This is a genomic window from Longimicrobium terrae (assembly GCF_014202995.1).
GTDB classification, from domain to species: Bacteria; Gemmatimonadota; Gemmatimonadetes; order Longimicrobiales; family Longimicrobiaceae; genus Longimicrobium; species Longimicrobium terrae.
Genome location: NZ_JACHIA010000009.1, coordinates 57,597 through 83,989, shown reverse-complemented (window position 1 = coordinate 83,989; position 26,393 = coordinate 57,597). Strand labels below are relative to the sequence as shown.

Sequence of the window (26,393 nt, the reverse complement as noted above, 5' to 3'; positions counted from 1 at the left end):
CCGCCGTGTCGGGGCTTTCCGCGTTCAGAGCGGCTTCATCCGCTCAGGAGTGTCGAGGCCGCGCGCATTTCTCCGCCTTAGCGGCTGGAGATCAGGAACAGGTTGCCGTCAGGGTCCGTAAACTTCGCGCTCGTGCCCCACGCCTCGGCCTTGGGCGGCGCCTCGAACGCCACGCCGCGCGAGACCAGTTCGTCGTACGTCTTCTGCACGTCGTCGGCTGTAAAAGCAAAGGATTGAAATCCGCCGACTGTCTGCCCCGCCATCATCGGCTTCGCGATAACGACGCCCGTGTCCGCGCCGGGGATGCGCAGCTCGATCCAGCGCGCGCCGGGGCCCATCGGCTGGTCGGTGACGATGGTGAACCCGAGCTTCTGCGTGTAGAAATCCAGCGCGGCGTCCTGGTCGGTCACGTACACGCTGACGAACTTCACGGCCTTGATCATGTCTGCCATTCCGGTTCAGGGTGGGCATTAATGCGATCAATGAAATGGCGGCGCCCTGGACGGACAAGGCGTGTATTCGATACTATGGCATCCGTTGCCACAGCCGCCCTGACCGGAGAAGCGCCGTGCCGGTGATCGAACTGGACGCGTACGTGCTCGATACGCTGATGCTGGATCTGGTCGGGCACGATCACCAGCCGTCGGCGTTCCTCGTCTACCTCTTTCTGTGGCGCCGGACGCGCGGCGAGGGCGTGGAGGAGGCCGCAATCAGCCTGCGCGCGATCGCCGAAGGCACCGGCCTGTCCCGGCGCGGCGTGCAGGACGCGCTGGCGCACCTGTCGGCGCGGCAGTTGATCGACAGTGCGCGGGAATCCATCACCGCCGTCCCGCTATACCGCGTGCACCGGCCGTGGGCGCGCGCCGTCGCTGGCGGTGGCGCCTGACGACGCGAACGGGGAAGCATCCGGATCGCGCGATGCTGTGCAGTGTGCGCCGGGCTGGGCTGGACGGGTTTGATCGATGAAAAGAAAAGGCCGCTCCAGTGAGCGGCCTTTCTGTTTCTTGAGATCAACAATCGATCGCGTCCTACATCTCCGTATCGGGCGAGGCGCCGATGGAGCTGGAGGGGAGGGTGTCGACCTCGGCGGTGAGGCCGGCCAGGATGCGCTGGCCCAGGTCGCGGCGCGGCGGCTGCAGGTCCGAGCGCCCCGTGCGCGGCGGCTGAATGTCGTTGCCGGTGCCGGTGGGAACCGGGCGCGCGGCGATCCCCGTCAGCCGCTGGCGCGTGGCGTACTCGCCGATGGCCGTGGCCGCGGTGCTGCGGACGCGCGGGTCGCGGTCCGACATGGACCGCAGCAGCGGCGAGACCACCAGCCCGTCATCCATCTGCCCCAGCGCCCACACGGCGCTGCGCCGCACCTGCGGATCCACGTCGCGCGCGGCCCGCATCAGCGCGGCGATGGTCGCCTCGTCGCCCGTGAACAGCTCCGGGCTGGCAGCGGCCACCCGCGCGGCGGCGTCGTCCGGCGCGGGCGCGCGGCGGGGAGCGGTGGCGCGCACCGGCTCGCGTTTCCGCACGGGGGCGGGCTGCGGCGCCACGGCCACGCGCGTCCCGGCCGCCGCTTCGGGAACGGCGGTCCGCGGCGGCGCGGCGGCCGGACTGCGCGGCGCGACCGGCTGTTCCGCCAGCACGCGAGGCTGCTGGATGGACGGGGACGCGGCCGCCAGCGGAAAGAGCGCCAGGGCCGCCATCGCGCAGCAGAGGAGCGCCGCGCGCGCACCCACGGCTCCGCGAGCGCGCGCGCCGTCGAGGACGGCGATTACGCGGCCTTCCAGCTGCGAGCGGCCGGCCATCCCCACCGCGGCGGCGGCGGCCAGGCGGCCCGGGCGAAAGGCACGCGCCACCTCCAGCAGGTGCCCGGCGTACTCCGAGGCACGGGTGCCGGCGGCGAGCACGCGGTCGTCGCAGGCCTGCTCGCGCTCCTCGCGCATGCGGCGCGCGGCCCACCACGCGCCCGGGTGAAACCAGTACGCCGCGCAGCCCAGCCCGGCCACCGTCTGCCACAGGCAGTCGCGCCGCGCCACGTGCGCAAGCTCGTGCAGCAGCACGGCGCGGGCGCGCTCCGGCGACCACGCATCCGCCTGCGCGGGAATGAGCACCGTGGGGCGCAGAATGCCCCATGTCATCGGCATGGCGGCGCCGGGCGCCCGCAGCAGGCGCACGCGCTCGCGCAGGCCCAGTTCCGCGCGGGCGGCGTTCAGGCGGTCGTTCCACACGCCGTCCGTCACCCGGGTGGACCGGCGGCCCATGGCGTGTACGGCCAGCATCCCCACGGCCGTGCGCGCCAGAACCAGCAGCGCGCCCGTCATCCACACGGCCAGCGCCACGGCGCCCCACGAGAGGCCGCCCGCCGCGCCCGCGCCCGCGGAGGCGCCGAACCGCTCCGCATCCACCGAAACGAACGGCACTTCCCAGTGCGGCACCGCCAGCGTGAGCGCGGGAAGCACCAGCATTCCGCCCAGTCCCAGCGCCCACACCAGGTGCCGCGACGCGGCGGATCGTCCGCGCAGCGCGGAGGCCAGCAGCGCGGCGGCGGCCAGCAGCACCGTGCCGCGCGCCACCAGCCACACGGCGGAGGCGAGCCACGGCGCGTCGGCGGAGGCGGGAAGGGGAATGCTCATGCGGCTACCGGCCCTGGGTGCGCGCCTGGTCGATCATGGATGCGATGCGGTCCAGTTCGGCGTCGCTGATGCGGCTCTGCGACTCGTCCAGCAGCGCGGCTACGGCCGCCTCGGTGGATCCGCCAAAGAAGGTGCGCACCATGTGCGACAGCGCGTTGACCCGCGCGGACTCGCGGGGAACGGTGGGAAGGTACAGGTAACGGGGACCGTCCTGCTCGTGTTTCAGGTGCCCCTTTTCCTCCAGAATGCGCATCAGGGCGCGCACGGCGGAGTAGCTGGGCGGTTCGGGAATGCGGTCCAGGACGTCGTTGACGCTCGCCTTTCCCAGGCGATACACCACGTCCATGATCTGGCGCTCCCGGCGGCTCAGGTCGGAGCCGTTGCTGGTGCTTTTGGGCATGCGATCCGGTACGGACGGAAGGGGCCTGCCGGGCGATGGATCCGCCGGCGGTCTGCAAGTCCGTACGCTAGGGACGGGTGCACGCCGGGTCAAGGGCGGTGACGGGCGATGGCCTGATCACGCGGTCGTTGTGTTTCGGTGTACGCGCGATCATCCTGTTTGCGGGGAGCGTCCGCGGCCTTTCCCGCGCTGTTTCCCGGCGCGGCTGTTTCTTTCAACGGACGGTTGGCTCGCACGGATGGCAGATCCTTCGGTCGCCGGGGTTCAGCGCCGTGGAGAGCGCGCCCGTGCTCCCTCAGGATGACATGATCGGGCGTGGTAACTTGGTGCGGCATCCAACCATGTCATTCTCAGGAGGCGCCGGCCGCGCTGTCCGACGCGCCGGACTGTGGCGCCGACAAAGGATCTGCCTTCCGCACGAGCCAAACCTTCCGAAGCGCGCCGGGGCCGCGCCCGCGCCCTGCTGTCCATCATCCTGCTAAAAGCCTAGCACTGGCGCGGAAACCCGGGCCCGCAGGGTGTGCGAATTCGGAGTGCTCGCGGCGTTGTCTGTGTGGGGCCGCTCACTCCGGGCGCCCCGCCCCTGCCTTCCGGGAGGAACCATGGTGCGAAACATCGTTCGTGCGTTGCCCGTGCTGCTGTTGCTGCTGCTTGCGCCCGTGCTGGCCCGGGCGCAGGAACCCGCGGTCATCACGGGCAGGGTGACCAACACCGCGGGCCAGCCTGAGGCCGGCGTGCTCGTCCGCATCGAAGCACTGAACGTGGGTGCCATGACGGCGGCGGATGGGGCGTACCGGCTCACCATTCCCGGTGCCCGCATCCGCGGAACCATGAGCGTGAACATCACCGCGTCGCGCGTCGGGATGACATCCGTGAGGCGCCCCTTGAATGTCACGGCGGGCGCACAGCTGACGCAGGACTTCGTGCTGGCGCCGCAGGTTCTGATGCTGGAGGAACTGGTGGTCACGGGACACGCCACCCCGGCGTCGCGTGCCCGGGTGCCGTTCTCGGTATCGGCTGTGGCGGTGGAAAACATCCCCGTGTCCGCGGGTGGCGTGATCCAGGGCAAGGTGGCGGGCGCCCGCATCGCCGACGCGCCCATGAACACCGAGGAGTACAACCACATCCAGGAGAACGTCTTTCTGGCCGCCGCGCGCGACCCGCTGTCGACGTTTTCCATCGACGTGGACCGCGCGTCGTACAGCAACGTGCGCCGCTTCATCCGCGACGGGCAGGCGCCGCCCGCCGATGCCGTGCGGATCGAGGAAATGGTGAACTACTTCACCTACGCGTACCCGGCGCCGCGCGGCGAGCATCCATTCGGCGTGGTGACCGAGGTGGGCGACTGCCCGTGGAACCGGCGCCACCAGCTGGTGCAGGTGGCGCTGCAGGGCCGCATGCCCGAGACGCGCAACCTGCCGCCCAGCAACCTGGTGTTTCTGGTGGATGTGTCCGGCTCCATGAGCTCGCCCGACAAGCTGCCCCTGGTGCAGGAGTCGCTGCGCCTGCTGGTGGGCGAGCTGACGGCGCGGGACCGCATTGCGCTGGTGGTGTACGCGGGCGCGGCCGGACTGGTGCTCGACGCCACGCCCGGCGACCGCAAGGACGTGATCCTGGCCGCCATCGACCGGCTGAGCGCGGGCGGCAGCACGGCCGGCGCGGCGGGGATTCAGCTGGCGTACGACGTGGCGCGCCGCAACCACATGCCGGGCGGCAACAACCGCGTCATCCTGGCCTCGGACGGCGACTTCAACGTGGGCGTCAGCAGCGAGGGCGAGCTGGTGCGGCTGATCGAAGAAAAGCGCGATCAGGGGACGTTTCTGACGGTACTGGGCTTCGGGCGGGGCAACCTGGCCGACGCGCGCATGGAGCAGCTGGCGGACAAGGGGAACGGCAACTACGCCTATGTGGATGAGATCGCCGAGGCGCGCCGCGTCCTGGTGAGCGAGCGGGCGGGGACGCTGTTTACGCTGGCCAAGGACGTGAAGCTGCAGGTGGAGTTCAACCCGGCGCGGGTGTACGCGTACCGGCTGATCGGATACGAAAACCGCATGCTGGCGGCGCAGGACTTCAACGACGACCGCAAGGACGCGGGCGAGATGGGCGCCGGGCACACGGTGACGGCATTGTACGAGATCGTTCCCGTGGGCGCGGACAGCGACGTGCAAATGGGCGGGGTGGATTCGCTGCGCTACCAGCGGGTGGGGATGGAGCCCGTGGGCCGCTTCGGGCGGGAGATGATGAACGTCAAGGTGCGCTACAAGCTGCCGGACGGGGAGCAGAGCCGGCTGCTGTCGCACGCGGTGCAGGCGCGGGACGGCGGAGCCCGGTCGTCGGAGAACTTCCGTTTCGCCGCGGCCGTGGCGGAATTCGGAATGCTGCTGCGCACGTCGGAGCACCGCGGGCGCAGCAGCGTGGATGATGTGCTGCGGCTGGCCCGCGGCGCCACCGGCCCGGACGCGGACGGCTACCGCACCGAGTTCGTGCGGATGGTTGAGGCCTATGCCGCGCTCCCCCGCAGGCCGTCCGCGGCGAGCGGCGGGGATGGTGACCGGTAGGTGATGGGGATGGATGGATGACGAGCGGCCCTCCGGCACTGTGCCGGAGGGCCGCTCTGCTGTTGTCGCCGCCGCGGCGATGATGCGGGCCGGACGGTTGGCTCACGCGGATGGTAGATCCTTCGGTCGCGCACGAGTACGGCGCCGCGGACGGGCGGTGCACGCTCCCTCAGGATGACGCCGGTGGCGCACACGGCCCGGCGCCGGGGAGAGCGGGTTTGTGATCCCACATGATGACGCCGTCGCGTTAATGCGTTGTCTCTTCTCCGCCTGCAACGCCAAATGGCGTCATCCTGAGGAGGCGCCGGCCGCGCCTTTCGACGCGGCGAACCGTGGCGCCGACGAAGGATCTGCTTTCCGCACGAGCCAACTTCGCCGACCGCGCAGGACCGTCCGCCGCAGTCCGCGAAGGCGGACTTTGCGCCGTTATTGCCGCGACTTCAGTCGCCCGTCTTCCCCCACATCCACCATGCCCGCGCCGTTCATCCCCCGCGGGGAACTATGCCAGCAGCGCGAATGCGTTGGCCAGGTCCACGTTGCCGCCGGTAATCACCATCCCCACGCGCTCGCCGCGGAACGCGTCCGGGTCGCTCATGACGGCGGCCAGCGGAACGGCGCCGGAGGGCTCCACCACGATCTTCATCCGCGTCCACAAGAACCGCATCGCCTCCACGATCGCCTCTTCCGACACCGTGCGCATCTCGCTCACGTTCTGGCGGATCAGCGGAAAGGTGAGCTGTCCCAGCGCCGGCGTGCGCAGCCCATCCGCGATCGTCGGCGGATTGCGCACCGTCTGCAGCGTGCCGGTGCGGAACGATCGCGTGGCGTCATCCGCCAGCTCCGGCTCCACACCGACGACGCGGATGCCGGGAACCGCGTCCTTTGCCGCCAGCGCCGTTCCGCTCAGCAGCCCGCCGCCGCCGCAGGGCGTCATCATCACCGTCAATCCCGCCACGTCGTGCAGCAGTTCCAGCGCGGCGGTGCCCTGGCCGGCGATCACCCCCGCGTGGTCGTACGGCGGCAGCAGCGTCATTCCGCGCTCTGCCTGCAGGGTGATGGCGATCTCCTCGCGCGTTTCCTTGTGCTTGTCGTACAGAATCACCTCGCCGCCGTAGCCGCGCGTCCCCTCGATCTTGGACTGCGGCGCGTCGTCCGGCATCACGATGGCCGTCCGCACGCCCAGGATGCGGCCCGTGAGCGCCACGGCCTGCGCGTGGTTGCCGGACGAGTACGTGAGCACGCCCAGCGCCCGCTGCGACGCCGTGAGCGCCGAGACGGAGTTGAACGCGCCGCGGAACTTGAACGATCCGCCGCGCTGCAGGTTCTCGCACTTGAAGAAGAACTCCGCGCCGAACCGCTCGTTGAGCGTGCGCGACGTCATCACCGGCGTGCGGTGGGCGTTGCCGCGCAGCCGTTCCGCCGCGGCGTGCACGTCGGCCGCGGTGGGCAGGATCGGGTTTTCGGACATCGGGTTCATGAGATGGGAAATCAACGTGTCCATGCGGATTCGGGAGCGGATCGCCCGGGACGCCGGATCAGAAGCCGGAAGATCCACCCGAGGCCGGCCAGCGCGGTCACGAGGAGGACGGCCAGCATGCCGGTGGCCGTCCGGACGGTACGGTGGTCCGCTTCCGTCGGAAACATCTCCAGCGAGCCGTTCGCGAAGTAGAGAACGTCGAGCACGAGCACCAGGCCGAGCGCGATCATGGCCAGCACTACGGCGGTTTTCGCGGTTCTGTGCATCGGTCCTCCATCCGCGGGCTCAGGGATGATCGGCCCTCACGGCGCTTCCGTGAGGCGTTCCACGCGCAGTGAACCCCTCAGTACTTGGGGATGGTGGGATCGACCTCGTCGGACCAGGCCAGAATGCCGCCCCTGAGGTTCAGCACGCGCTCGTAGCCCTGCGCCTGAAGGTACTGCAGCGCCTGGCCGCTGCGCGCGCCGGAGCGGCACTGCAGCACGATCTCCTCGTCGGGCGAAATCTCGTCCAGCCGCTCGGGCACCTGCGCCAGGGGGATGAGCCGCGCGCCCTGCGGCTCCAGGTTGCCGATGTCCCACTCCATCGGCTCGCGCACGTCGATGATGGTCAGGCGGTCGCCGCGGTCCAGCCGCTGCTTGAGTTCCGTCGGGGTGATTTCCGGGATCATCTCGTTATCCGTTGGCGCGCCCGGCGGATGGATTCCGCAGAAGCGCTCGTAGTCGATCAGTTCGCGAACGGTGGGATTGTCGCCGCACACGGGGCAGGCCGGGTCGCGCCGCAGCCGCATCTCCCTGAACCTCATCCGCAGCGCGTCGAACAGCAAGAGCCTGCCGATGAGCGGCTCGCCCGTGTCCAGAATCAGCTTCAGCGCCTCCAGCGCCTGCACGCTGCCGATGATGCCAGGCAGCACGCCGAACACGCCGGCCTCCGCGCACGACGGCACCGAGCCCGGCGGCGGCGGCTCGGGAAACAGGCAGCGGTAGCACGGCCCGCGCTGCGCCCAGAACACGGACGCCTGCCCGTCCCAGCGCAGAATGGAGCCGTAGACGCACGGCTTTCCCTCCAGCACGCAGGCGTCGTTCACCAGGTAGCGGGTGGGAAAGTTGTCGCTTCCGTCGATGACGACATCGTAGCCGCGGATGATCTGCCGCGCGTTTGCCGACTCCAGCCGCACGGAATGCGGCTCCACGCGCACGTGGGGATTGATGCCGATGATGCGGTCCGTGGCGGAATCCAGCTTGGTGCGCCCCACGTCCGCCGTGCCGTGGATGATCTGCCGCTGAAGGTTGGATTCGTCGACCGTGTCGAAGTCCACGATCCCCAGCGTGCCCACGCCGGCCGCCGCCAGGTACAGCGCGGCGGGCGACCCCAGCCCCCCCGCGCCGATGAGCAGAACGCGCGCGGCCTTGAGGCGCCGCTGTCCCGCGGGGCCCACTTCGGGCAGGATCAGGTGCCGGCTGTAGCGCAGCGTCTCGTCCGCGCCCAGCGTGGGAAGCGTGTCGTCGGTCATCATGCCCTCCACGTTACCCGGCCCGCCCGCCCCGGGGCAAGCCGTCGCGCCCGTTCCCCGCGTACCTCCGCGTACCTCCGCGCCGGAGCGCGCGTCAGGCGGAGCCGGGCGTCACGCCCCATCTCTCACCGCAACCCCATGTCATCCTGAGAGAGCGTGCGCCGAATCGTCCGCCGCGCCGAAGCCTTGCGCGACCGAAGGATCTACCATCCGCCAAGCCAATTTCGCGCGACGCACCACAGCTGCCGCCACAGTCCGCGCAGGCGGACTTCGTGCTGTTCCAGCGGCGAATTCATTCGCTCCTGGATGGCGGATCTCGCCGACGATGATCGAACTGCGCCTCCACTTTTTGGCCCCAGCACCTCCGCGCCGCCCCAAGCCCCACGCCCCGCAAACGACAACACCGTTTCACGCGGAGGACGCGGGGGTGGCGGAGGGGCGCGGGGGAACAGATGGGGGGCTTTCCGCCCGCGAGGCACGATGCGCGCAGAGGAACCATCCTCCAGCCGGGATCGGTGGATGAGGCATGTGGCGAATGACGAACGGGGAGCGGTAATGCGGCGGGTGATGGCGATGCGGGTGCTGACGATGGGGCTGTCGGTGCAGGCGATGGCGGGATGCGGGGGTGATGCGCCTCGCGAGGCGGGAAAGGCGGCGACGGCCGCGAGCGCGGATTCGGCGGCGGCCCGTCCCGCGGATGCGGCGGATTCCGCGACGGCGGCGGCATCGCGCCTGCCGCGGGGGCCGTACACGCCGGACAGCATGGGGCGCGTGCCCGTCTTTGAATACCACGTCATCCGCGCCGGCCCCACTGAGTTCCACCATCCGCCCGAGGCCCTGCGCCGCGACCTGCAGGTGCTGTACGACGCCGGTTATCGCCCCGTCACCGTCGCGGAAATGCACGACCGCCGCATCGACCAGGTGCTCCCCGCCGGCTATCGTGCCTTTGCCGCCGTGTTCGATGACGCCGATCCTACGCAGTTCAGCTACGTGGAATCCGCCGACGGAACGCTGTCCATCGACCCCAACAGCGCCGTGGGGATCTGGACGGAGTTCACCCGCACGCACCCGGGATGGCGCAACGCCGCCACCTTCTGCGTCCTGAGCGCGGGCGACGCGGGCGGCGCCTTCTTCGGCCGCGGCGGCATCAAGGGGCAGAAGACGGAATGGCGCTATCCCAAGATGAAGTTTCTGGCCCAGCAGGGCTTTGAAATCTGCAACCACACCGTCTGGCACGCGCGCCTCGACAAGTACTCCGACGCGTACGTGCAGGAGCAGATCGCGCGGCTGCAGATGGCCGTGGACAGCGCGGTTCCCGGCTACCGCGTGCGCACCCTGGCGCTGCCGCTGGGCATATGGCCAAAGACGCGGCCGCTGGCGTGGGCGGGCTCGTGGCGCGATCCCCGCACGGGGCAGACGGTGCGGTACGCGCACGACGCCGTGCTGGAGGTGTCGGGCGGGCCCAGCGTGAGCCCGCGCGATCCGGCGTACGACGGGCACAGCATCGACCGCGTGATCGCGCACCGCGACGTGGTGGAGCGGACGGTGCGGCGGCTGGAACCGGACGGCGCGTACGTTTCGGCGGGGGCGGGACGATGATGCGGATTCAGCATCATCCTTGAATCCCACCCCCGCCGCCGATACCATTCCCGTTCTTCCGGAAGGGGCTTCCGGGCGAGGGCGGGATTTTTCTCTGGATGGCGGTGACGGATGGACTTTCTTGCGCAGATGTTCGACTACTTCCGGCACCTGGACGTGCACCTGGCGGAACTGCTGCGGCAGTACGGCGCGTGGACGTACGTCATCCTGTTCGCCATCATCTTTGCCGAGACGGGGCTGGTGGTGACGCCGTTCCTGCCCGGCGACTCGCTTCTGTTCGCCGCGGGCGCCATCACGGCCGCGGCCAACAACATGCCCGGCGAGCCCGCGCTCAACATCCTGCTGCTCTGGCTGGTGCTGGTGATCGCCGCGGTCGTGGGCGACTCGGTGAACTACCAGATCGGCCGCGCGGTGGGCACCAAGGTGTTCAAGGAAGAAGCGCGGGTCATGAAGCTGGAGTACCTGCGCAAGACGGAGGGCTTCTACGCCAGGTACGGCGGCAAGACCATCATCCTGGCGCGCTTCATTCCCATCGTGCGGACGTACGCGCCGTTCGTGGCGGGCGCGTCCAAGATGGATTACGCCAAGTTCCTTACGTTCAACGTCATCGGCGGCGTCATCTGGATCACGCTGTTTCTGTTCGCCGGGTACTTCTTCGGCAACATTCCGGTGATTCAGCACAACTTCGAGTACGTCGTCATCGGCATCATTCTGGTTTCGCTGCTGCCGCCGTTCCTGGAGTGGCTCAAGCACCGCCGCTCGCGCACCGTCGGCGACGTGGCCGACGCGACCGGCACCGAGCCCCGCATCTGATGTTCAATCGGTTGATGTTCATCCGTTCCGCCTCCGCACTTCTGCTCGCCCTGGCCCTCGCGGCTCCGGGCGAGCTGTTCGCGCAGAAGACGCCCGCGCGCCCGGCCCGCGACACCGTGCAGATCGTGGATCGCGATTCGGCGGATGCGGAATCCGCCGATGCCGACACGGTGCCCGGCCCCGGTCCGTTCACGCGGGCGCAGGGGACGAGCGGACCGTTCGCCGTGCAGTCCAGCGGCGCCGTTTCCACCCGTCCGCCGCGCGACTCCGCCGTGTGGGTGAGCGCGCCCGCCCGCACCGCCGCGCGCGACACCGCCGCCGCCCGCCGCGCCGCCGCCGCTGCCCGCGACACCACGGCTCGCCGGACCACGACTGCCGCTCGGGATACAACGGCTCGTCGGACAACAACGGCGGCACGCGACACCGCCGCTCGCCGCACCACGACTGCGGCACGCGATACCGCGACTCGTCGCACCACAACCGCGGCTCGGGACACTGCCGCTCGCCGGACGACAACTGCCGCACGCGATTCGGCCGCTCGACGCAACACGTCTCGCGATACGGCCGCCACTCGCCGCGCCATGACGGCTGCGCGCGACAGTGCGGCTCGGCGCAACACGTCTCGCGATACGGCCGCCACTCGCCGCGCAGCTGCCGCCGCCCGCGATTCAGCCGCGCGTCGCAACACGTCTCGCGACACGGCAGCGACGCGGCGCACCACGACCGCCGCGCGTGATTCGGCGGCCCGGCGGACGGCGGCCCGGGACAGCGCGGCGCGACGGAATGCGCCGCGCGACACGGTCGTCATCGGCCGGGGAAGCCGCGCGGACACGGCGGGCACGCGCCGCCCCGCCGCGCGCGACACGGCCCGTCCGCGCACGACGGCCGCGCCCCGCACGCACCGCATGGCCGCGGGCGAAACGTTCTACGGCATCGCGCGGCGGTACGGAATCACCACGGCGCAGCTCCGCGCGGTGAACCCGGACCTGGACTGGGAAGACGTGCGCACCGGCGACGTGCTTCGCCTTCCCGCCAACGCCCGCGACACGCGTGCGGGCTCCGGCTCCGGCGCATCGTCCACGCCCGCTCCTGCCCGCAGCGGCGGGACGACGCCTGCTCCGGCACGCGGGGGCGCCACCACGCCCGCGCGCCCCAGCCAGCCCGCGGCGCCGCGCGGCTCGCGCTCCCACACGGTGGCGGCGGGCGAGACGCTGTTCGGCATCGCGCGGCAGTATGGCGTCACGCGCGACGCCATCATCGAAGCCAACAAGCTGGAAACGGATCAGGTGCGCACCGGCCAGCGGCTGGTCATCCCCCCGGTCCCGCGGTGAGCGCGCCGGTGCAGGAAGAGATGGAACTGCCCGGCTCGCGCGACGAGCGCATCCGCGTGCTCTTCGTGTGCATGGGCAACATCTGCCGCTCGCCGCTGGCGGAAGCCGTATTCCGCCACCAGGTGCGCGAGCGCGGGCTGGAGGAGCGGTTCGTCATCGATTCCGCCGGGACCTCCGGCTACCATCGCGGCGCCGCGCCGGACCGCCGCAGCGCGGAAACGGCGCTGCGGCGCGGGATTACGCTGGAGGGCCGCAGCCGCGCGCTCACCCCCGCGGACCTGCGCCGGTTCGATTACGTGATCGCGATGGATACGGAAAACCTGGAGGGCATCCGCGTGCTGGAGGAACGCGCCGGCGGCACCGCGCGCGTGCACCGGCTGCGCGAGTGGGACTCCGATCCCGGCCACGGCGACGTGCCGGATCCGTACTACGGCGGGGAGCGCGGCTTTGACGAGGTGCACGACATCGTGGAGCGCGGCGTGAGCGGCCTGCTGGAGCATATCGTCCGCGAGCACGGGCTGGGATGATCCCAGGCGGGCTGCGCGCGGCGGTGGAGGCGCGGCTGGGCCGCATTCTCGACGCTCAGCCGGTGGGCGGCGGCAGCATCAACCACGCGGCGCGGGTGCGCACGGCGGACGGGCCGGTGTTCATCAAGTATCACCCGCGCTCGCCGGCGGGGATGTTCGCGGCGGAGGCCCGCGGGCTGGATGCGCTTCGGCGCGCCGCCGCGGGCCTTGTTGTTCCCCGCGTGCTCGCGCGCGCCGACGCGCAGGAGGGCGTCCCCGCGTGGCTCGCGCTGGAGTGGCTGGAACCAGCCGTGGCGGATGAGGAACGGCTGGGCCGCGGGCTGGCGGCGCTGCACCGCACGCCCGTGTCGGGTTGGGGATGGGAGGAAGCCAACTTCATCGGCTCGCTGCCGCAGGCGAACGATGCGGAGCCGTCGTGGGCGGCGTTCTGGCGCCTTCGGCGGATGGAGCCGCAGCTGAAGCTCGCCCGCCGCTCCGGCCGCCTCCCCGCGACGGAAAACGAGTGGGCGCGCCTCCTGGACCTCCTTCCCGGCCTCCTCGCCGCCGCGGAGGATGACGGGCCGTCGCTGCTGCACGGCGACCTGTGGAGCGGAAACGTGCTGGCCACGGCGGCCGGCCCGGCGCTCATCGATCCCGCCGTGTACCGCGGCCACCGCGAAGTGGACCTCGCGATGGCGGAGCTGTTCGGCGGCGTCGGCGCGCGGTTCCGGGCGGCGTACCGCGAGGCGTGGCCGCTGGCGCCGGGGTACGCCGAGCGGCGCGCCGTCTATCAACTCTACTACCTGCTCGCGCACGTGAACCTGTTCGGCGGCGGCTACGTCCCCCAGACCGCCAGCGTCCTCCGCACCGTCTCGTGAAGCAGCGCCGTCCCGGTCGATAGAGGAATCCAGCGAAGCGGTTGGGGTTTCTCCGCGCGTCAGCTTGTATGACCCTGAGCGGAGCCCGTCGCCGTGAGCGGCCGCAACGCTGATCCTTCCGCCGAAGTTTTGTCATCCTGAGCGGAGCGCCTCGCCGGACGATCAGCGGCGCCCAACTGTGGCGCGAAGTCGAAGGATCTTGCCACGGTGGATGCGGAGTGCCCGGCAGGCGGGGTACGGATCAGACTCGTGGCCTCGGCGCTCGGGGCCGGCGATGTGGCAAGATCCTTCGACTCGCTGCATGGATCGGCGCATCTCCAAGATCGGCGTGGCCGCTCGCTCAGGATGACAAAGCCTCGGCGTGGAGTGTTACTGCGCACCCTATTTTGTCATCCTGAGCGGAGCGCCTCGCCGGACGATCAGCGGCGCCCAACTGTGTCGCGAAGTCGAAGGATCTTGCCACGGTGGACGCGGAGTGCCCGGCAGGCGGGGTACGGATCAGACTCGTGGCCTCCGCGCTCAGGTCCCCTGGCGGGAAGGGCGCGGGGCGGCGGATCGGATTGCGACACCGCTGGGCGGCGAGCTGCGATCCTCGTCCAAGTCGCGGAATCAAAGGCTTTCCCGCCGCCGCGAACCGCGCCATAATCCGTCTGGCCGAGCGATTGCGAAGCGGTGCCCGGACCCTCACACCTTCCAACGTGCCCGAAGCCTTCCCCCAACTGCGGCCCGATCTTGCGGATGCGCTTTCCGAGCGCACCCGCGGGATGACCACGGCCGGCAGCATGCGGGTGATGCTGCGCATGGCCGAGCGCGCCATGCAGCGCGCCAGCGACGCCGACCAGGTGCGCGGAAACACCGCCCGCCTGCTCAGCGACGGCACGCAGGCGTTCCGCGCCTGGCTGGACGCCATCGCCCGTGCCGAGCACTACGTCCACCTGGAAAACTACATCATCCGCGACGACGGCATCGGCCGGCGCTTTCGCGACGCGCTCTGCGAACGCGCGCGCGCGGGCGTTCGCGTGCGGGTGCTGTACGACTGGGTGGGGTGCTGGGCCACGCCGCGCGCCTTCTGGAAGCCCATGCGCGACGCCGGGGTAGAGGTGCGGGCGTTCGCTCCGCCCTCGTTCTCCGATCCGCTCAACTACATCCGCCGCGACCACCGCAAGGTCGTCGCGGTCGATGGAACGTGGGCCTCCGTCTCCGGAATGTGCATCGGCGACGAGTGGGCGGGCGATCCGGACGCCGGCATTCCGCCCTGGCGCGACACCGGCGTGGAGTTCCGCGGCCCCGTGGCGGCGGTCATCGACCGGGCGTTCGGGCGCACGTGGGCGGCGGCGGGCGGCGTGCTTCCGCCGGACGAGGTTCCCAATCAGCACGGGTCGCGCACGGTGGGCAACGTGGCCGTCCGTGTCGTGGAAGGTGAGCCGGGACGGTCGCGCATCTACCGCATCTCGCAGTTCGTCGCCGTGGGCGTGGAGCGGCGGCTGTGGATCACGGACCCGTACTTCGTCCTCCCGCCCGCGATGACGGAGGCGCTCGCCGCCGCCGCCCGCGACGGCGTGGACGTGCGCGTCCTTGTCCCCGCGCACAACAACTGGCCCATCGTCGGCGGAATGTCGCGCGCGGGATACCGGCCGCTCTTGGAGGCCGGCGTGCGGCTGTTTGAGTGGGAAGGGCCCATGATCCACGCCAAGACGACGGTGGCGGACGGGTTCTGGTCCCGCGTGGGCTCCAGCAACCTGAACCTGGCGTCGCTGCTGGGGAACTGGGAGATGGACGTCGCCGTCACCGACCTGGTGTTCGCCGGCGAGATGGAGGCGCTCTTTCTGCGCGACCTGGAATCGTCCGTCGAAGTCGGGCTCGTGCACTCCGCTCGCGTCCCGGTGCTCGGCATCCGCGAGCGGCGCGGCACCGACCGCGTCCTGCGCGAGCGCGACGGCAGCCAGGCCGCCGTCGCCCGCGAAACGGCGCGCGCGGCGCGGGAGCGGTCGTATCGCGGCAATCAGATGGCGCGCTTCCTGGGCCGGCTGGCCCGGGCGGCGTCCGTGCTGGCCCGCGCGCTCATCGGCCAGCGCACGGTGGGGCGCGAGGATACGGGATGGGTGAGCGTGTGGGGCGCCATCCTCATCGGCATGGGCGTGCTGGGGGTGTTCGTGCCGCGGGTGCTGGCGTGGCCCAGTGCGCTGATCTACATCCTGCTCGGCATCGCCGCCTTTGTCCGCGTCCACACCGGCGACGATCCGCCCGATTCCGGCGCGGAAGGCGATCGCTCCGCGCGCGGCGCCGATCCGACCGCGTCGCACGCCGCAGCCGGTCATCCGCCGCAGTCCACCGCGGATGCGCAAACCGGCGCGCTTCGGCCGACGGAGATCAACATCGAGGAAGTCCATCCGCGCCAACCCGATCCCGACACGGCCGGCGCGCCCCGAATCGAAGCCGACCCCGGTCCGCCCCGAATCGGCTGACCCAGTCGGCGGATGATCTGTTGATCCAACGAAAGCGAGGAGTTCCGTCCATCGGAACTCCTCGCTTTTCGCATCCTCCTCCCCCCGCGCCGTCCTCCCCGTTTCCGCCGCAACGGGGCCGGCCATCCGAGCCGCCGCTGGACGCCGGACTGACCACCCGCCGCGCGTCTTTTCAACTGATCCGCCGCCGCGAAGGAGGATGAGATCCCGCGGCAAGCTCCGCCCGCACCACAACCTGCCCGCCCGCGACCTGCTCCGTAAACAGACGCGCAGCAGGTGGAGCGTGGGCCCGCATCATCGCCCATCGCCAGCCTCTCCGTCCGGATGGATGGTCAACTCACCGCATTTCCCGCCACCCGCGCCGCTCCGACACGGGACGGCGGGGCGGGGATGCGCATGATTACGTCCCTCAAAAAATGCGGATGAACTCAGCGCCTGCTCAGCCTGCGGTTCCGCCCCGCGGCGCTCGTCCGCGCAGCCTCCGCCGTGCACGCACGATGGGTGACCCGCCGAACCCGCCGCCCCAGTCCGCGCAGGCGGACTTCGTGCTTTTCCAGCGGCGAATTCATTCGCTCCTGGATGGCGGACGCGCGGCATCGGCTCAACCCGACGTTCATCCCGGCTCGATTCTCATCATCCCATGATCGCGAAGGGTGTTTCGCGCCTAAGTTGATGCAGTGCAATCAGATGCATTTCTAGCGCTTTAGGAGGCGCTGATCCGGCCGCCCAACCCGCCGAAAACCGCGATTTCATGCGCATTCCGGCTGATTCCGCCCTGGGTTCATCTACCCGCGAAATGGGAAATTCGGGACCGCCGGGTTGACTAACCCCATATGTACGTTTACGTTACGTGCAGAACGACACCGTCGTTCTCCGCACCACGGTGGGCTCCGGCCCGCCTCTCTAAGCGCCTCGCGCGCGCTCGGCTGGTCTCAGAAAAAGCATCCGCGCAAGCTGAAGGAGAGACGAATGGAGTTCAGGTCTGCACTGCCGGTCGCCGTGTTGCTTGGATGCGTGCTCGGCGTCGCCGCCGCGGGCCGCAACAACGCGGGTTCGCCCACGACGGTGACCTCGGCCGTCACCGGCGGCGACGGGTTCGTCACCGAAGCCGCCGCCGCCGTCACCGGCGCGACCTGGGACATCCCGGTGGTGCACAACGCGCCGGTGCAGAAGTTCGTCACCCTGTTCACGCGCCGTCAGCAGGACCGCATGGCCCTGTACCTCAAGCGCTCCGGGCGCTACGAGGGCATGATCCGCGGCAAGCTGCGCGAACAGGGAATGCCCGAGGATCTGCTGTACCTTTCGATGATCGAGTCCGGCTTCAACCCCACCGCGCGCAGCCATGCGCAGGCCGTTGGACTGTGGCAGTTCATCGAAGGAACCGGCGAGCGCTACGGCCTGCGCGTGGACAGCTACGTGGACGAGCGCCGCCATCCGGAAAAGTCCACCGACGCCGCCCTGCGCTACCTGCAGGACCTGCACGGGCAGTTCGGCTCCTGGTACCTGGCCGCCGCCGCGTACAACACCGGCGAAAACCGCGTCGCCCGGGTGATGCGTGAAGTCACCGGCAAGCAGCGCGGCAAGGACGCCGACTTCTGGCGCATCCGCGGGCGCCTGCCCAGCGAAACGCGCGAGTACGTGCCGCTGATGGTGGCCGCCGCGCTGGTGGGCAAGGAGCCGCACAAGTACGGCATGGCGCCCGTCAAGCGCTGGCTGCCGCTGGAGTGGGATGAGGTGGATGTGCCGGCGGGGACGCGCCTTTCCACCGTCGCCGAGGCGGTGGGCGTGGGCGAGACGGAGCTGAAGCGGATGAACCCGCACCTGGTCCGCTCCATGACGCCTCCAGGTAGGAAGCCGTACCCGGTGCGCATTCCGCGGGGACGCACGGAGCGCTACGCGGCCAACTTCACGCAGGTGCAGCGCGTGGCGTCGGCCAAGGCCGAGACGGAAGCCCGGCAGGTGCGGGCCAAGCAGGCCGTGGTGCGCCGGGTTGCCGCGCGCCGCGCCACCAGCGCCCGCCGCCACACCGTCCGCAAGGGCGAGTCGCTGTGGACCATCGCGCGCCGCAACAACACGTCGGTGGCCGCCGTCCGCCGCGCCAACGGCATGGGATCTCGCAGCCGCATCCGCCCCGGACAGCGCCTGGTCATCCCGTCCTGAGACTGGACGCGCGGATGTGATCGACAGAACAGGAGTTGGAGGATGATGATCGGCCGCCGCGACAGGATCGCGGCGGCCGATCTGTTTTGCGGGCGATTCGGTGGGGGAGTGACTCGGTTGTGGGCCGATATTCGGTGCCCGCCATCCGCGGCCCCTCACCCCGCGTGCTGCGCACGACGACCCTCTCCCACGAACGGATGTGGGAGAGGGAGCACACCCCAGTGTCGTGAGTGGGGTTGGTCCGGAGCGGGAGGCGGGTTTCATCCGGCGGTTGAAACCGCGCCTCGAGATACACGAAGTCCGCCTGCGCGGACTGTGCCCTGGCCGTCTCTGTCGATCCCCAACGCAGTTGAAGCCCCGAACCGGACGCGCCAGTGGCCGGTGTCGGGGGTTCCCGCTGTTGGAGCGGCGGATTGATTCGCTCAACGCCGCTTGGGCGCGCCGGATACGCTCCGAACCGCGCTGATCTCTCCGCCCGCCCCAACCCTCCCCCAGTCTTTTTTGGGGGAGGGTGGGCGAGTAGTACGAGCCCGGGTGGGGGCCGCCGTGCGCTCCGCCACTCCCTGCGTTGTACCCGCACACCTCGCCAGACCAACGCGCCCGCCGCCCGGTCGCGCCGGTCCCGTCCCCTGCCTACATTCCCGCCCGCCGATCCTTTTTCCACGCCGCACCCGGGCCGAACGCCGTGATCCATCCCCGCCGCGCGCTGCTCGTATTCGTGGATGGCGTCGGCATCGGCGAGGGGGACGCGGCGCACAACCCGTTCGCCGCCGCGCCGCTGCCGGGGATCGAAAGGCTGCTGGGTGGGCGCCGTCCCGTCCGCGAGCACCTGGACGGCGACGGGCGCATCGTCTCCGAACGCGCCGTCCTCATCGCCGCGGACGCCACGATGGGCGTCGAAGGCACGCCCCAGAGCGGGACGGGGCAGACCGCGCTGCTCACCGGGCGCAACGCCGCCGCGGAGTACGGCCGCCACTTCGGCCCGTGGGTGCCCACGGATCTGCGCCCCATGCTCGCGCGCGAAAACCTGCTGCGCCGCGCCGCCGACGCGGGGCGCACCACATCGTTCGCCAACGCGTACCCGCTGGCCGGGGGCGATCCGCGCATCTTTCGCCGGCCTGCCGCGCCGCCGCTGGTGGCGCAATCAGTGGGCGCGCTGGTCCGCGGGGCCGCGGAATTGTTCGCCGGCGACGCCGTGGCATCCTCCATCACGCACGAGCGGTGGACGGAGCACCTGGGCCATGAGGTGCCGCAGGTGACGGCAGAGGATGCAGCGCGCACCCTGGCCCGCATCGCCGGGGGGGCGGACGTAACGCTGTTCGCCCACTACGACACCGACTACAGCGGCCACCGCGGCGGCCTGGATGCCGGCCTCGCCGCCGTCGCCAAGCTGGACCGCTTCCTGGCCGCGCTGGCCGACGCGATTCCGCCGGACCTGCTGCTCGTCGTCTCCAGCGACCACGGAAACCTGGAGGACGCGCGCGGCGGTCACACCCGCAACCCGGTGCCCGTCATCATCCTGGGACCGGGCCGCGAGGCGTTCGCGGAGGTGCGCGCCATCACCGACGTGGCGCCCGCCATCCTGAACGCGCTGCACATCCACCCGCCCCGCGAGGCGGAAAAGGACTGATTCCCGTGACTGAACTCATCCATCGCCCCATCCGGGCGGTTCTGTACGACTTTGACGGCACGCTGGCGGACAGCACCGAACTCATCATGCGCTGCTGGCGGCATACGATGGCCACGCACCTGGGCCACGTGCCGCCGGACGAGGAGTGGCTGAGCGGATTCGGCACGCCGCTGGAGACGCAGCTGGCCCGCTTCGGCCGCAGCGATGAGGAGTCGCTGGCCATGCTGGATACCTATCGCGACCACCAGGACGGCATTCACGACGAGCTGCTGCGCCCCTTTCCCGGCGCGGCCCAGGTCGTGGCCGAGCTGGACCGGCGCGGCTACCTGATGGCCATCGTCACCAGCAAGCACCGCCGCGCCACGCTGCGCGGCATGGAGCTGTGCGGGATCGTGGAGCACTTTGACGAGATCGTGACGCCGGAAGACGTGACGCACGCCAAGCCGCACCCGGAGCCGGTGCAGGTCGCGCTGCGTCGGCTGGGCGTGTCGGCGGACGAGGCGATCTTCATCGGCGATTCGCCGCACGACATTGCCTCGGGGCGCGCGGCGGGGACGCGCACCGCCGCCGCGCTCTGGGGCCCGTTTCCGCACGACGCGATCATCGCCGCCGGCCCCGACTTCATGCTCAACACGCAGGAAGACGTGCTGCGCCTGCTGGACGAGGCGCGCGGCTGAACTGTCCCTCCCGTCCGCCGGGGTGGCCGGCGGACGGAGTTTCGTGAGCGGTATCCACCCTTTGATCTGGAGATGATGACGTGCTCGCAGCCAACACGTATCCGCCGGAGTACATTGATGGATGCCGCGCGCGGATCAATGCGGAGCTGGAGGCCTGGCGCTCGCTCGCGGGTGCGGGCGGCGCGGCGGTGGAGGCGTTCGAATCACGCTTCTTCAGTACGATGGTGCTGGACCTGGACCGCTGCTTCGTGCACCGCACGCGGGGGATGGAGGGCAAGGATGGCAACGCGCTCAACGAGGTGCGGATGTTGTGCGAATCCATCCTTCAGCATGACGGCGTGATGACGGCGGACCGCACCATCAGGTACAAGCCCGAATCCTCCGTCCTCAAGACCGGCATCGGCGAGCGGATCCGCATCGACGCCGCCGGATTCGCCGTCCTCGCCGACGCCTTTTTCACCGAGCTGCAGAAGCGCTTCGGCGCCCCGCCCGCCTGATCGTCATCGACCACAAACCATCAACGCCGCGCCCGCCCAGAGCGGCCGCGGCGTTTCTCGTTCATCCAGTGAGACCGCACCATAGGACCAAACAGAGTCGGCATCTGCCACGAGTTGACCACGCAACCATGCCACCGCGTCGCCCGGGAGCGAATGAATCCGCCGCTCGAACAGCGGTAACCCCCGACACCGGCTGCTGTCGCATCCGGTTCGGGGCTTCAACTGCATTGGGGGGCTTGGAGAAAGCCGCCGACACCGTCGGAAAGGCGGACTTCGTGGCTTTCCAGATGCGAACTGATTCGCTCCTGGATGGCGGCCGCGCCGACCCAGCCCGGCGCACCGATCCATGACGGCGGCCCACCGATCCACGCCTGACGCACCGGCACGGCGACCCCATCGATCCGCATCGGCGCACCGACGGGGACCTGCGGCCGCGCCGACCCACGCTCGCCGCACCCTGCCTGAACCCCCAGTCCGCGCAGGCGGACTTTGCGCCGTTGTTGCCGCGACTTCAGTCGCCCCAGCCCCGATGGCGGCGCCCTCCCCTTCGTGACCCCGCGAACCAGCCGGCGTCTACTTGACGCGACCGGCGACGGAGCCCGGCGGAAGGTCCACTTTTCGCCAGTCTTTTCAGCCGATCCTCTGCCCGCGCCGGCGCGCGTTTTTGCGCCGGCCCGTCCGCGCCGCTATCTTGGCCGCCTTTTCCGGGACCGCGTGGTGCGGGCCGGATCGTTTCCGATCACCCTCCGGAGTCCTGCACATGCGGATGCTGGTGCTGGGGGCGGGCCTTCAGGGCTCTGCCTGCGCCTACGACCTGCTTGCCCATACGGAGCACGACGTGGTCATCGCCGACCAGAACGTCGACGCCCTTCCGTCGTTTCTTGCCCCGTACCTGGCCGGCGGCCGCCTGACCGCCGTGCGCGTGGACGCCAACGATCCCGAGGCCATGCGCCGCGTGATGCAGGGCGTGTCCGCCACCATGAGCGCGTTTCCGTACTACTTCAACGGGCCGCTCAGCACTCTCGCGATCGAGGCGGGCTCGCACTTCTGCGATCTGGGCGGCAACACCGACATCGTGCTGCAGCAGAAGCAGGGGCATGACCGCGCGGTGGCGGCCAACGTAAGCATCATTCCCGACTGCGGGCTGGCTCCCGGGATGGTGAACATCCTGGCCGAGCACGGCATCCGGCAGCTGGACGAGACGCGCGCCGCGCGCATCTACGTGGGCGGGCTGCCGCAGAAGCCGCAGCCGCCGCTGAACTACCAGGTCGTCTACAGCCTGGAAGGCGTGCTGGACTACTACACCACGCTCTCCTGGGTTCTGCGCGACGGCAAGCAGACGCAGGTGACGGCGCTGTCGGAAATCGTGGAGCTCGACTTCGACGGCGCGGGCCGGCTGGAGGCGTTCCACACCGCCGGCGGGCTGAGCGCCATGGCCCAGCGGTACGAGGGCAAGATCCCCACGATGGAGTACAAGACGCTGCGCTACCCGGGCCACGCCAAGGCCATGGAAATGCTGCGCGAACTGGGGCTGTTCGATCTGGAGCCGGTGAACGTCAAGGGTGTGCCGGTGGTGCCGCGCGACCTGTTCATCGCCGCCGTGGGCCCCAAGCTGCGCAAGGACTACAAGGAGAGCCCGGACCTGGTGGCGCTCCGCGTGGAAGTGGAAGGCACCGACCGCGGCGAGAACGTACTGCTGCGCTGGGACCTGCTGGACCGCTATGACGAAAAGACCGGCATCACCGCGATGATGCGCACGACGGGCTTTTCGCTGGCCATCACCGGCACGCTGCAGGCCGAGGGCAAGATCAAGCCGGGCGTGTGGACGCCGGACGAGGCCATGCCCGCCCGCGAGTACATCGGGGCGCTGGCGGAGCGCGGCGTGGTGATTCAGGAGAGCCGCGTGGTGCTCGGCGCGATCCGCTGAACCACGTCGGTTTCGGTCGATGACAAACGGGGGCCCGGCGCACTGCGCCGGGCCCCCGTTCCGCTCTCCGCGCGGAAGGATGGATGCGGGCGGCGGAGTTCACGGGCGGCCCCCACCCGGGCTCGTACTACTCGCCCACCCTCCCCCAAAAAAGACTGGGGGAGGGTTGGGTCGGGCGGATGGTCCGGTGTGGATGGCCCAGTGCCAAGTGTAAGCGAATGCCGTGGAGCGAATGAATCCGCCGCTCAGACAGCGGGAACCCCCGACACGACGCCCACAGGCGCCGTTCGGGGCTTCAACCGCGTGAAGGGTCGGGGTTGAAGCCGCATCCTCCGCCGCGTTGAGGTCTCCCTTTCTCCCGCGGAGCGGGGGAGAGGGCCGGGGAGAGGGGGCCTCTCCGACGCACGGCACCATTCGGATCGGGTTAAGTGGTCGTTGTCTCCCTCTCCGTGCGTCTGTTTTGCACGGGGAGGGCCGGGGAGGGGCCCGCGAGGTGTCGGCCGCGCACCGAACCCGTCGCCCGCGCCGAACGGCTCCCCCTCGCCCGCTTGCGGGAGAGGAGGCTGGGGGGAGAGGGGTGCCTCCGCATGCGCCAAACCGTCCGAGCCGCGTCCTTTCTGATCTCTCCGGCACTGAACCTGCCCCGCCGCATCCTCTCCATCCAGCCCCGCGCCCACAACCCGACCGCATGCCGCAGCCCGGCTCGTCCCCGCCCGAGAACGTGTACCGCCCCGGCCGCTTTCCCGCGCTGCGCGAGCGCCTGCGCACGCTGGGCCGCCGCGCGCGCATGCCCTTCACGGAGCCCCGGGCCGTTCCCGCCGCCGCCGCGGACTGGTTCAGCGAGCAGATGGAGCGCGACGCGCTCTTCTTCGCCGCCATCCTCTCCGCCGGCGGCCGCGCGCTCCGCGGCGGGTTCCGTGCGGGCGGGCGCGGACTTCGGCACCCGTTCCACCGCCGCTGGATCCTGGCGCTGTTCGCCATCCTCGGCTTTCTCCCCCTGTTCAGCTGGCAGCGCTGCGGGTTCCGCGGCTGCCCCGACGTGCGCCGCCTGGCCGCCCTTCAGCCCGGCGGCGCGGCGCGCGTCTTCGACGTGCGCGGCGGGCTGCTGGCGGACCTGTCGCCCACGCGCTGGACGGTGGTGGACATCGACGATCTGCCTCCGCTCGTCCCCGAGGCCTTCGTCGCGGTGGAGGACCAGAACTTCTTTCGCCACGGCGGCGTGCACTGGCCGCGCTTCATCGCCCAGACCGCGCGCAACCTGATCCCGGGGCAGCGCGGCGCGGGGGCCAGCACCATCACCATGCAGGTGGCGCGAAACGTCTTTCCGGACCGCCTGCCCGCCTCGGACCGCACCGTGCGCCGCAAGCTGCTGGAAATCCGCGTGGCGCGGGAAATCGAGGCGCACTACGGCAAGCGCGAAATCCTGCAGGTCTACCTCAACAACATCTACTTTGGCGAGGGCGTGTACGGCATCGAGTCCGCCGCCCGCGTCTACTTTGGCAAGCACGCCTCCGCGCTCACCCTGCCGGAAGCCGCGCTCCTGGCCGGGCTTCCCAAGGCGCCCACGAGATACAGTCCGCGCCGCAACCTGGCCCTCTCCACCGGCCGGCGGAACCTGGTGCTGACGCTGATGGCGGCGCAGGGGCGCATTCCCGCGGACCGCGCGCGCGAGGCCAAGGCGGCGCCGGTCCGCCTGGCGCGGCTGCAGCCGGACAACCGCCGCGCCACGCGGGCCCCGTACTTCGTGGAGCAGGTGCGGCGCGCGCTGGAGTCGCAGCTGGGCCCGTCCCTGTACGACGGCGGCGTGCGCGTTTACACCACGCTGGACCCCGCCGTGCAGTCCGCGGCGGAACGGCAGCTGGAGGCGCAGATCCGCGCGGTGGAGTCCGGCCGTTTCGGGCGCTTCGACGGGCCGAAGAAGGCGGAATACGATGTGGCGGACCAGACGCCGTACCTGCAGGGCGGGGCGGTGGTGATGGACGCGCACACCGGTGACGTGCTCGCGCTGGTGGGCGGCCGCTCGTGGGACGAGTCGCGCTTCGACCGCATCACGCAGGGGCTGCGGCAGCCGGGGTCGGCCTTCAAGCCGTTCGTCTACGCCGCGGCCATCCAGCAGGGCGTAAATCCCACGGACCGCATCGTCGATGACACCGTCCGCCGCCAGATGCCCGGCGGCGAGGTGTGGATCCCCCGCAACTTCGACGGCCGCTATCGCGGAAGCGTGACGGTGCGGACGGCGCTGCGGCAGTCCATCAACACCGTCGCGGTCAAGCTGGCGGAGCGCGCGGGGCTGGACAAGGTCGGGGAGATGGCGCGCGGCGCCGGCATCAGCCGCGACATCCCGCAGCTCCCCTCCGTAGCCATCGGCGCGACGGCGGTGCAGCCGATGGAACTCGCCCGCGCCTACACCCCGTTCGCCACGCTCGGCGTGCGCGTGGAGCCGCGCTGGGTGACGCGGGTGGAGAACGCGGACGGCGAAATCCTCTGGCGCGAGGACGTGCAGCGCAAACGGGTGATGGACCGCGGTGTCGCCTTTGTGACCACGACGCTGATGCGCGGCGTCGTCGATCGCGGGACGGGGAGCGCGGCCCGGGCGGCGCTGGGGCCCGGAATCCCCGCGGCGGGAAAGACGGGAACCACCAACGGCGCCACGGACGCATGGTTCGTCGGGTTCACGCCGGACCACGTGGGACTGGTGTGGATCGGCTTCGACCGGCCCCGGACAATTACCGCCAGCGGATCGGGCGGCACGCTCGCCGCGCCGGTGTGGGGCCGCATCATGCGCGTGGCGGAGCGGGGAGAGGCGCCGGAGGCATGGAGCGCGCCGGGGAACGTGGTCCAGCGCACGGTTTCGGTCAGCGGCGACCGCGTCATCGCGCCTGGTTGCCGCGCGCCGGGCGCGACGTATCAGGAGTACTTTCTGCGCGCCCACGTTCCCGCCGGGGTGTGCCCGCGCGGATCGCGGCGCAGCGACTCGCCCTGGTGGACCCGCGCGTGGGAGTCCGCCCGCACCTCCGCCCGCGAGTGGGCGCGCGACGCGTGGGACCAGGTGCGCAGCCGCGTGCGCCGCGCCGCCGGCGGGGATGCCGAAGTCCGCGAGGATGCCGGGCCGCCGCCGGTACGCCGCACCCGGACGGAGCGGCGGACGGACACCGTCGCCGTCCCCGCGCCGGAGGACGCGCCCGCCGATCCGCCGCTCGCGGAGCCCGAGGCCCCGGCGGACACCATCCGCCTGCGCACGCCGGATGATCCGCCGCTCCCGGAGCCCGTCGCTCCCGCGGACACCATCCGCCTGGACGCCCCGCGCGACACCCTCGCCTTCCCCGCGCCGGAGTAGG

General features: G+C 70.7%; 21 protein-coding genes. 14 read left to right on the top strand and 7 right to left on the bottom strand.

Going from position 1 to position 26,393, the window contains the following annotated elements; translation table 11 throughout:
- Positions 1-77: 77 nt before the first annotated feature.
- Positions 78-443, bottom strand: coding sequence for a VOC family protein (locus HNQ61_RS15505; RefSeq protein ID WP_170034957.1), 366 nt, complete (start codon positions 441-443; stop codon positions 78-80).
- A gap of 125 nt (positions 444-568) precedes the next feature.
- Here HNQ61_RS15505 and HNQ61_RS15500 point away from each other — a divergent pair, with 125 nt between their 5' ends.
- Positions 569-886, top strand: coding sequence for a helix-turn-helix domain-containing protein (locus HNQ61_RS15500; protein ID WP_205761537.1), 318 nt, complete (start codon positions 569-571; stop codon positions 884-886).
- A gap of 142 nt (positions 887-1,028) precedes the next feature.
- On the opposite strand, the gene HNQ61_RS15495 is transcribed toward HNQ61_RS15500, so the two are convergent.
- Both HNQ61_RS15495 and HNQ61_RS15490 read right to left on the bottom strand, forming a co-directional pair.
- Positions 1,029-2,624 carry a M56 family metallopeptidase gene (locus tag HNQ61_RS15495; protein ID WP_170034958.1) on the bottom strand — a complete coding sequence of 532 codons (1,596 nt, stop codon included), beginning with the start codon at positions 2,622-2,624 and terminating at the stop codon, positions 1,029-1,031.
- Between the two features lie 4 nt (positions 2,625-2,628).
- Complete coding sequence (locus tag HNQ61_RS15490; protein ID WP_170034959.1) at positions 2,629-3,024, bottom strand: BlaI/MecI/CopY family transcriptional regulator; 396 nt, start codon at positions 3,022-3,024, stop codon at positions 2,629-2,631.
- Positions 3,025-3,626: 602 nt separating this feature from the next.
- On the opposite strand from HNQ61_RS15490, the gene HNQ61_RS15485 reads away from it, so the two are divergent.
- Positions 3,627-5,582 (top strand): YfbK domain-containing protein, encoded by a 1,956-nt coding sequence (locus HNQ61_RS15485; protein ID WP_170034960.1) that lies wholly within the window; start codon positions 3,627-3,629, stop codon positions 5,580-5,582.
- Positions 5,583-6,081: 499 nt separating this feature from the next.
- Here the strand turns inward: HNQ61_RS15485 and HNQ61_RS15480 are convergent, their stop codons facing one another.
- From HNQ61_RS15480 to moeB, 3 genes are all read right to left on the bottom strand, one after another.
- Complete coding sequence (locus tag HNQ61_RS15480) at positions 6,082-7,050, bottom strand: threo-3-hydroxy-L-aspartate ammonia-lyase (protein ID WP_170034961.1); 969 nt, start codon at positions 7,048-7,050, stop codon at positions 6,082-6,084.
- Between the two features lie 20 nt (positions 7,051-7,070).
- Positions 7,071-7,325, bottom strand: a complete 255-nt coding sequence (locus HNQ61_RS15475) for a hypothetical protein (RefSeq protein WP_170034962.1) — start codon at positions 7,323-7,325, stop codon at positions 7,071-7,073.
- 77 nt (positions 7,326-7,402) lie between these two features.
- Positions 7,403-8,572 (bottom strand): molybdopterin-synthase adenylyltransferase MoeB, encoded by a 1,170-nt coding sequence (moeB, locus tag HNQ61_RS15470; RefSeq protein WP_221239695.1) that lies wholly within the window; start codon positions 8,570-8,572, stop codon positions 7,403-7,405.
- A gap of 528 nt (positions 8,573-9,100) precedes the next feature.
- Here moeB and HNQ61_RS29605 point away from each other — a divergent pair.
- From HNQ61_RS29605 to HNQ61_RS15420, 10 genes are all read left to right on the top strand, one after another.
- Entirely contained in the window at positions 9,101-10,171 is a 1,071-nt protein-coding gene (locus HNQ61_RS29605) for a polysaccharide deacetylase family protein (protein ID WP_170034964.1), read from the top strand.
- Positions 10,172-10,282: 111 nt separating this feature from the next.
- The gene (locus tag HNQ61_RS15460) at positions 10,283-10,984 is read left to right on the top strand and encodes a DedA family protein (RefSeq protein ID WP_170034965.1); all 702 of its coding nucleotides are present in this window, start codon (positions 10,283-10,285) and stop codon (positions 10,982-10,984) included.
- On the top strand, positions 10,984-12,315 hold the full coding sequence (locus HNQ61_RS15455) for a LysM peptidoglycan-binding domain-containing protein (protein ID WP_170034966.1): 1,332 nt from the start codon (positions 10,984-10,986) through the stop codon (positions 12,313-12,315). Before HNQ61_RS15460 ends, HNQ61_RS15455 begins: the two co-directional genes overlap by 1 nt.
- Positions 12,312-12,842 carry an arsenate reductase/protein-tyrosine-phosphatase family protein gene (locus tag HNQ61_RS15450; protein ID WP_205761539.1) on the top strand — a complete coding sequence of 177 codons (531 nt, stop codon included), beginning with the start codon at positions 12,312-12,314 and terminating at the stop codon, positions 12,840-12,842. The genes HNQ61_RS15455 and HNQ61_RS15450 overlap by 4 nt, the downstream gene beginning before the upstream one ends.
- Positions 12,839-13,699, top strand: a complete 861-nt coding sequence (locus tag HNQ61_RS15445) for a fructosamine kinase family protein (protein WP_170034967.1) — start codon at positions 12,839-12,841, stop codon at positions 13,697-13,699. The genes HNQ61_RS15450 and HNQ61_RS15445 overlap by 4 nt, the downstream gene beginning before the upstream one ends.
- 698 nt (positions 13,700-14,397) lie before the next feature.
- Positions 14,398-16,164, top strand: a complete 1,767-nt coding sequence (locus HNQ61_RS15440; protein WP_170034968.1) for a phospholipase D-like domain-containing protein — start codon at positions 14,398-14,400, stop codon at positions 16,162-16,164.
- A 969-nt stretch (positions 16,165-17,133) separates the two neighbouring features.
- Positions 17,134-18,324, top strand: coding sequence for a lytic transglycosylase domain-containing protein (locus HNQ61_RS15435; RefSeq protein ID WP_170034969.1), 1,191 nt, complete (start codon positions 17,134-17,136; stop codon positions 18,322-18,324).
- Positions 18,325-19,009: 685 nt separating this feature from the next.
- Positions 19,010-19,954, top strand: a complete 945-nt coding sequence (locus HNQ61_RS15430) for an alkaline phosphatase family protein (RefSeq protein ID WP_170034970.1) — start codon at positions 19,010-19,012, stop codon at positions 19,952-19,954.
- 5 nt (positions 19,955-19,959) lie between these two features.
- A complete protein-coding gene (locus HNQ61_RS15425) occupies positions 19,960-20,631 on the top strand; it encodes an HAD-IA family hydrolase (protein WP_170034971.1) in 672 nt (223 codons plus the stop codon).
- Positions 20,632-20,711: 80 nt separating this feature from the next.
- Positions 20,712-21,128, top strand: coding sequence for a hypothetical protein (locus tag HNQ61_RS15420; RefSeq protein WP_170034972.1), 417 nt, complete (start codon positions 20,712-20,714; stop codon positions 21,126-21,128).
- Between the two features lie 218 nt (positions 21,129-21,346).
- Here HNQ61_RS15420 and HNQ61_RS15415 read toward each other — a convergent pair whose 3' ends face one another.
- Positions 21,347-21,535 (bottom strand): hypothetical protein, encoded by a 189-nt coding sequence (locus HNQ61_RS15415; RefSeq protein ID WP_170034973.1) that lies wholly within the window; start codon positions 21,533-21,535, stop codon positions 21,347-21,349.
- 353 nt (positions 21,536-21,888) lie between these two features.
- Here HNQ61_RS15415 and HNQ61_RS15410 point away from each other — a divergent pair, with 353 nt between their 5' ends.
- Together HNQ61_RS15410 and HNQ61_RS15405 are read left to right on the top strand one after the other, a co-directional pair.
- Positions 21,889-23,055 (top strand): saccharopine dehydrogenase family protein, encoded by a 1,167-nt coding sequence (locus HNQ61_RS15410; RefSeq protein WP_170034974.1) that lies wholly within the window; start codon positions 21,889-21,891, stop codon positions 23,053-23,055.
- Between the two features lie 688 nt (positions 23,056-23,743).
- Entirely contained in the window at positions 23,744-26,392 is a 2,649-nt protein-coding gene (locus HNQ61_RS15405) for a transglycosylase domain-containing protein (RefSeq protein ID WP_170034975.1), read from the top strand.
- Position 26,393: the final 1 nt, after the last annotated feature.